At 76.3% G+C, this 7431-nt stretch carries 6 protein-coding genes and 1 pseudogene; 6 read left to right on the plus strand and 1 reads right to left on the minus strand.

Annotated features, from left to right (window positions below):
* The 5 genes from tap to AOK18_RS19550 form a co-directional block, all read left to right on the plus strand.
* Positions 1 to 1785: telomere-associated protein Tap (gene tap / locus AOK18_RS19530; RefSeq protein ID WP_055695201.1), on the plus strand; the 1785-nt coding region annotated here is incomplete at its 5' end.
* 3 nt (positions 1786 to 1788) lie between these two features.
* Positions 1789 to 2346 (plus strand): telomere-protecting terminal protein Tpg, encoded by a 558-nt coding sequence (gene tpg, locus AOK18_RS19535; RefSeq protein ID WP_055574788.1) that lies wholly within the window; start codon positions 1789 to 1791, stop codon positions 2344 to 2346.
* A gap of 278 nt (positions 2347 to 2624) precedes the next feature.
* A complete protein-coding gene (locus tag AOK18_RS19540) occupies positions 2625 to 4874 on the plus strand; it encodes a molybdopterin oxidoreductase family protein (protein ID WP_055695205.1) in 2250 nt (749 codons plus the stop codon).
* Positions 4875 to 5173: 299 nt separating this feature from the next.
* Positions 5174 to 5773 carry a hypothetical protein gene (locus AOK18_RS19545; RefSeq protein ID WP_055695202.1) on the plus strand — a complete coding sequence of 200 codons (600 nt, stop codon included), beginning with the start codon at positions 5174 to 5176 and terminating at the stop codon, positions 5771 to 5773.
* 112 nt (positions 5774 to 5885) lie between these two features.
* Positions 5886 to 6563: a class F sortase gene (locus tag AOK18_RS19550; protein ID WP_055695203.1), complete on the plus strand. Its 678-nt coding sequence runs from the start codon at positions 5886 to 5888 to the stop codon at positions 6561 to 6563.
* Here AOK18_RS19550 and AOK18_RS19555 read toward each other — a convergent pair.
* Positions 6501 to 6890, minus strand: coding sequence for a winged helix-turn-helix transcriptional regulator (locus AOK18_RS19555; protein ID WP_055695204.1), 390 nt, complete (start codon positions 6888 to 6890; stop codon positions 6501 to 6503). The two genes, AOK18_RS19550 and AOK18_RS19555, sit on opposite strands and share 63 nt — an antisense overlap.
* A 114-nt stretch (positions 6891 to 7004) precedes the next feature.
* Here AOK18_RS19555 and AOK18_RS19560 point away from each other — a divergent pair.
* Positions 7005 to 7431: pseudogene (locus AOK18_RS19560) on the plus strand (imine reductase family protein); the annotation flags it as partial.

Raw genomic sequence — 7431 nt, forward strand, 5'->3', positions numbered from 1 at the left:
GCCGTCACCGGACCACGCGACGCCCCCGCTCGCCCGGCCGCGCGCCCGGCGGCGGCGTCGCGTGGTCCGGTGACGGCACCGCGTGGTCCGGCGGCGAAGAGGACCGCGAAGCCCGCCGACGACCCGCGCTTCCCGAACGGCCCGCTCGCGGTGCTGGACGGCGACGGTTGCGCGTACGGCGTGGACGGCCTCGTGCTCGACTGCCCGGCGGCCACCGTGCCGGAGCTGGTGGAGTGGACGCTGCGCGAGTCCGGCCTCGGCGCCGCCCGGCTGAACCGCCACGGCAAGGACGGCGACCCGCTGATCGTGCTCACCGCCTCCGCCGCCGTGCGGCTCGGTCTGCCGGAGCGTCTGGAGGGCCCCGAGCAGCGCCGCTCCCTGCGCCTGCCCGAGGACCACCCGGTGGTCCGGCAGGTGACGAAGGCGAAGTGGCGGCTCACGCAGCGCGGGTTCGGCCCGTGGGCGCGGATCTACCGCACGGCGCAGGGTGACCGGCGCCAGTGCGTGCAGCTGGCGCTCCTGTCCTGGGACGCCCTCGACGAACGGTCCTGGCCCGGGGTCGCGGACATGGAGCCGGCCGACGTCGCCCGCGTCCTCGGGCTGTACGCCCGGCGGGTCATCACCCCGCGCGGGTCGACGGCCGTGTCCGGGCTGGAGCTGATGACGGCGCTGCGCCCGCCCACGAGGGCCGTGCAGGACCGGGCGACCGGCAACTGGGTGTCCGGCCGCAATCCCGGCTCGCTGGGCACGGAGCCGATGGATCCGGCGCCGCCGGAGGCCACCCCCGAACACCCCGTGGTCGTGGACTCCGGCTGGAGCGGCGGGTTCCTGGACGAGGAGGCGTACCAGTGGGTGCGGTCGGTGGACTCGCTCACCGACGAGGAGTGCACGCTTCCGTACGCGGTCGGCCTGGACCTGAACACCGCGTTCCTCGCCGCCGCGAACCGCCTGGTCGTCGGCCTGTCCGCCCCCGAGCACTTCCACGCGCCGGCGTTCAACCCGAAGATCCCCGGCTCCTGGCTGGTCGACCTGAGCCACGTCGGGCAGGATCCGCGCCTGCCGTCGCCGTTCACGCCGTCCGGCGAGCGCCCGACGGGGCCCGCCTGGTACCAGACGCACACCGTCGCCTACGCCCAGGAGCTCGGGCACGACGTGCACCCGATCGAGGCGTACCTGCGCCGGGAGACCGGCGCGTACCTGGATCCGTGGCACGACCGGCTCAGGTCGGCGTACGTCGACACGCTCGCCGACCTCGGCGTCACCCGGGACCTGTCGGACGCGGAGTTCCTCGCGGCGATGGCACGCCACCGGGACGTCGACCCGGTCCTGACCGCCGTGCTCACCGCCGTCAAGGCCACGGTCAAGGGGGGCGTGGGCAAGCTGCGCGAGCGCCCGCAGGGCCGTCACTACCGGGAGGGCGAGCGGTGGCCGGCCCTGCGGCGGCCGACCTGGCGACCGGACATCCGGGCCGCCGTCATCTCCAGGGCGCGGGTCAACATGCACCGCAAGCTGCGCAACATGGCGGCGATGACGGGCCTGTACCCGCTCGCCGTGCTGTCCGACTGCGTCGTCTACCCCTCGCCGGGCGACAGCCCGCTCGACTTCCTGCCCTACGCGGCGTCCGGCAAGCCGCAGCCCGGCGGCTTCCGCCTCGGGCCCACGCCGGGCCTGGCGAAGCCGGAGGGCGTCCGGTCGATGCTGTGGGCGGTCGGCCTGATGGAGCAGGGCCTCAACCCGGCCCGCCACATCAAGGGCGGCGACGCCGTCCTGGACGAGGGGGAGTGACCGGTGGGGGAGATCGAGGACGCCATCGAGCGGGCCGACCGGGAGGGCTTCACCCGTGAGCCGCCGAAGACGCTCAAGAGTCAGATCCGTTACCTGATCAAGCAGTTGGGCAGCGCGAAGGCCGTCGCCGAGGAGATCGGTGTCACCGCCGACTCCGTGAACCGCTACCGGCGCGGCGCCCGCAGGCACGCCCGCGCCGACGTCGCCGCGCGGATCGACGACGCGGTCCGGGCCCGCTGGCAGCCGCAGGTGCGCAGGCGACGGCGGCGGCAGGCCGCCGCCACGGGCGGGATCACGGTGGAGACCCGGGCCCGCTTCGGATACACCGCACCGGTCGGCACGACCGACGACGGACGCTTCCGGCGGCTCACCGTGCACCTCCCCCCGGCGTACGCGCGGCGCCTGTTCGACGCCCGCGCCGCGGGGGCCGGTGACCGGGAGATGCGCGGGATCATCGCCGAGGGGTTCAAGGACGTCTACTTCCAGGACGGCGGCGGCCGCGCCCCGGGCCTGTCGGACGTGACCCTCAACGACATCGACTACCTGGACCTGGACTACTGACGGGGCCCGGGCCACCGACGGGACGGCGACGCACGACCGCCGGGCCTCCGGGCCTCGGACCCCGGCCACCGGCCCCCGACCGCCGGGCTTCCGACCACCGAACTCCCGGACGCCGGGCTCCCGGTCGCCGGAGTTCCCGGGGCGCCGGAGTTCCCGGGGCGCCGGCCGCGGCGTCCGCCCCGCCTCACCGTGCCCGCCCGCCCCCGGGGAGGTGGCCGTACCGGGGGTGTAACAGGGCCCGGTGCGGTGCGTAACACGTGCGGCGCACGCTGGGCGGCATGCAGAGCACCGTGACGCCCACGCACTGCCCGTACTGCGCCCTGCAGTGCGGGATGAACCTGACGCCCGTGCCGGGCGGGACCGTCCGGGTGAGCGAGCGCGCGGACTTCCCGGTGAACCGGGGCGCGCTGTGCGGCAAGGGGCGGACGGCGCCGGCGCTGCTCGACCCCGGCGTGCGGCTGACCTCGCCGCTGGTGCGGTCCCCGGAGACGGGCGCGCTGGTGCCCGCCGGCTGGGACGAGGCGCTGGACCGGATCGCCGGAGGGCTGGACCGTACGCGCACCGGGTACGGGGCGGACGCGGTCGGGGTGTTCGGCGGCGGGGGGCTGACGAACGAGAAGGCGTACGCGCTGGGCAAGTTCGCGCGGGTGGTGCTGGGCACCTCCCAGATCGACTACAACGGCCGTTTCTGCATGTCGTCCGCGGCGGCCGCGGGTGTCAGGGCGTTCGGGCTGGACCGGGGGCTGCCGTTCCCCCTGGAGGACGTCCCGAGGACCGGCTGCGTGATCCTCGTCGGCTCGAACCCGGCGGAGACCATGCCGCCGGCGCTGCGTCACTTCACCGAGCTGAGGGAGAACGGCGGCACGCTGATCGTCGTCGACCCGCGCCGCACGAGGACCGCCGAGCAGGCCGACCTGCACCTGGCGCCCCGTCCCGGCACCGACCTCGCGCTGGCGCTGGGGCTGCTGCACCTGGTCGTCGCCGGGGGACGCGCCGACGAGGCGTACATCCGGGACCGCACCACCGGCTGGGAGGAGGCCCGGGCCGCAGCGATGGCGCACTGGCCGGAGTACGTGGAGCGGATCACCGGCGTGCCGGTGCCCCTGCTGCGGGAGACCGTACGGCTGTTCTGCGAGCCGGAGGCGGCCATGGTGCTCACCGCCCGCGGACCCGAGCAGCAGGCCAAGGGCACCGACACCGTGGGCGCCTGGATCAACCTGTGCCTGGCGACCGGCCGCGCGGGCCGTCCGCTGTCCGGGTACGGCTGCCTGACCGGTCAGGGCAACGGGCAGGGCGGACGCGAACACGGCCAGAAGGCCGACCAGTTGCCCGGCTACCGCAAGCTGACCGACCCGGCGGCCCGCCGGCACGTGGCGGGGGTCTGGGGGGTGGATCCCGACACGCTGCCCGGCCCGGGGCGCAGCGCGTACGAGCTGCTGGACGCGCTGGGGACGGACATCCGCTCCCTGCTGCTGATGGGCTCCAACCCGGTGGTGTCGGCGCCCCGCGCGGCGCACGTCGAGGAGCGCCTCCGGTCGCTGGACTTCCTGGCGGTGTGCGACGTCGTGCTGTCGGAGACCGCGGCGCTCGCCGACGTCGTGCTGCCGGTGACCCAGTGGGCGGAGGAGACGGGCACGACGACCAGCCTGGAGGGCAGGGTGCTGCTGCGGCGGCGCGCGCTGCCCGCACCGGAGGGCGTGCGCGGCGACCTGGAGGTGCTGCACGAGCTGGCCGCCCGGCTCGGGGACGGCCCCAGCCCGGAGAAGAGGTTCCCGACCGATCCCGAGGAGGTCTTCGAGGAGCTGCGCCGCGCGAGCGCGGGCGGACCGGCGGACTACTCCGGGATCAGCTACCGGCGGCTCGCGGAGGAGGACGGCGTGTTCTGGCCGTGCCCGGCGCCCGAACTCCAGCCCGGGCCCGAACTCCCGCCCGGGCCCGAGGCCGGGTCCGGGCAGGCCGGGTCCGGGCCCGAGTCCGGGCCTGGAGCCGGGGCCGGGGCCTCGCGGGAGGCATCGGCACCGGCCTCCGCGTCGGCACCGGCACCGGCACCGGGCAGTGCCGTGCACCCCGGCACGCCCCGGCTGTTCCTCGACCGGTTCGCCACCGGGGACGGGCGGGCCCGGTTCGTGCCCGTCGCGCACCGCGCGAACGCCGAGGAGCCCGACGACGAGTACCCCGTCCTGCTGACCACCGGCCGGGTGGTGGCGCAGTACCAGTCCGGCGCGCAGACCCGGCGCGTCGGCGAACTGAACGCGGCAGCGCCCGGCCCGTTCGTGGAGCTGCATCCGCGGCTCGCGGAGCGGCTCGGCGCGGCCGAGGGCGATCCGCTGGCCGTGGTGTCCCGGCGGGGCCGGGCGGTGGCACCGGCCCGGATCACCACCGCGATCCGCCCCGACACCGTGTTCATGCCGTTCCACTGGGCGGGCGAGGGCCGCGCGAACACCCTGACCAACCCCGTCCTGGACCCGGTGTCGCGGATGCCGGAGTTCAAGGTGTGCGCGGTGCGGGTGGAGACGGTCCGGTCCTGAGCCCCGTCCCGGCCGGCCGCCGCTCCCGTCTCACCCGTTCACCGCCGTGCCGCGCACCCATCGGTTCCTTTCCCCCGGCCGGACCTGCGACACGGCGGTGACCTGCCGAAACGGGGGCGGACGGGGGGTCTGCGGGGGGCCGGCCGACACCCGTTCACCCCGTTTCTGACGCTCCCTCAGGAAGCGGGCCGCGCCCGCCGGCCTTTACCTCGGACCTGTGGGGACGCGGCTGACGGCGGCACCTGGGGTGCCGCGGGCGTGGTCCCCCTCGTGAGTCCCGTGAGCCCGAGGGAGCATCGATGCGAGATACCGCCCGGCGGCCGTCCGGCCCGGCCCGCCTGACCGGACCCGCGCTCGCCGCGGCCGCCGCGGGACTGCTCGTGGCGGCCGCCGCGCCCGCCGTGTACGCCGAGGAGTCCGCCGCCCCCGCGGGCCCCCTGCACGGCGCGACGGCCGGGAAGCCCGCCGGAAGCCTGGAGCTGCACCCGGACATGGTCGTGGCCGGCGCGCAGGTGACGGTGAACACCGCGGCGTGCGGCGACGACGACACGGTCGCGGGCGACGCCACCGCCGTGGGCGCCGGCCGTTTCACGCTGGCGCCGGGTTCGGACGAGCCGGACTCGACCGGCCGGTTCCGGGTGCCGCCGGGGGCGCAGCCGGGCACGTACGAGATCGTCGCGACGTGCGACGCGGGCGGGCAGCGGGTGACCGGCGACCTGGTGGTCAGGCTGACGCCCGCCGCGCAGCAGATGTATCCCCGGGGCAGTGTGAAGACGGGGGTCGGTGGCGCTCTGGGCCCCGATCCCGTGCAGACCGCGGCCGGTGTGACGGCTCTCGCCGTCGCCGCCGCGGGCGGTACCTGGCTCCTGCATCGCCGGGCGAGAGGCGACGGGATCTGACGGGCGTTCTCCGCCGCCCGTCCGCCGTACCGCATGTCCCCTCCCCTCCGGGCCCGACGCCCCTCGCGGCCCGGAGGGGGCACGGGGCCGACACCGGGAAGGTCAGGGAGCGATGCGCCGCACACGCCGCGGGTCCGGCCGGGCAGGGAGCCCGGGCGACACGGTCATAGGCTCGGTGAGCGTGTGCGCCCTGTGCTGCGGCCTGTGGCTGCTGGTCGGCGGGGCCGCGACGCACGCCCCGCCCCAGCCGTCCGCCGCCCAGGCGCACTCGGCGTCCGCCGAGGACGGCGCCGGAAGGGGCTCCGGACGCCCCCCGGGGCGGGCCTTCGCCCTGCCGCCCTCCCCGCCCGACCGGATCCGCATCCCCGCGATCGGCGTGGATGCGCCCCTGACGGGCCTCGGGCTGACCGGCACCGGCAGTCTCGACGTGCCGCCGCCCGGACGGGCGAACCTGGCCGGCTGGTACGAGGCCGGCACCACTCCCGGCGAGACGGGCACCGCGATCGTCGCGGGCCACGTCGACAACGCCGAGGGCCCCGCCGTCTTCTACTCCCTGGGCGCGCTGCGCAAGGGCGGCACCGTCGAGGTGGACCGGCGCGACGGCACCGTCGCCGTGTTCACCGTGCACGCCGTCGAGGTGTACGACGCCCGGGACTTCCCCGACGGGAAGGTGTACGGCGCGGCCGGGCGCCCGGAGCTGCGGATCATCACCTGCGGCGGGGACTACTCACGCACCACCGGCTACCGGGGCAACGTCGTCGTCTACGCCCACCTGACGGGCAGCCGCTGAGCCTTCGGCCGGCCGCGTCCCCGAGGGGCCGGCCCCTCCGGCGGCCGGGGCCCTCCCCAGCACGTTCGCCCTCCCCCACGCGCCCAGCGGTTCCAGCGCCTCGTCGAGCGCCGTCCCCCTCGGGGTCGGCGAGTACTCGACCCGCGGCGGGTTCTCGTCGTACTCCTCGCGGTGCACGATGCCGTCGGCCTCCGGCTCCCGCAGGCGCGAGGCGAGCACCTTCTCGGTGATCCCGGGCAGCTCCCGGCGCAGGGCGCCGAAGCGGTACGGCCGTTCGTGCAGCGCCCGGAGGACCAGCACCTTCCACTTGCCGCCGATCACGTCCATCGCCGCGTCGATCCCGCACAGATACGCCCCCGGCCGCCGTGCCGTTCCCCTGCCCGTCACCCTGTCCTCCGCGTCGTCATCGCCGTCGCCGTCCTCACCGTGGCCACCGTCCCCGCCGTCCCCGCCGGAACCCGGTACGTGGGCGAGGACCCGGGGTTCGCCGCGCTGTACGACGTGGCGCTGCCGAGCGCGATGAGCGGGCTGTTCGCCGGGATCACGCACGCCTTCGCCCTGATCGACGGGGAGGACGTCGCCCCCGGTGACCTCGCGCCGCTGCTCGCCTCCTGGCTCACCGCCATGACCCCGGCCGTGCACCGGACCGCCGAGCGGCCGGGCAGCGGCGACTACACCTCGGGGGTGGTGTCCGGCCTCGCCATGCAGGCCGCGGGCAACGGGACACTGCCGCGCACGGCCGGGGGGCAGGGCGTGAGCGCCGAGCTGCTGCCGTACACGGACCTGGTGGCCCGCCGTGTGGCCGCCGGGCACGGCGACGAGGACGGGGCGGGCCTGGTCGGGCTGCTCCGCCTCCCGCGGGAGGCGG

Origin of the sequence: Streptomyces prasinopilosus, assembly GCF_001419695.1 — a bacterium.
In the GTDB taxonomy this organism is placed as follows: Bacteria; Actinomycetota; Actinomycetes; order Streptomycetales; family Streptomycetaceae; genus Streptomyces; species Streptomyces prasinopilosus.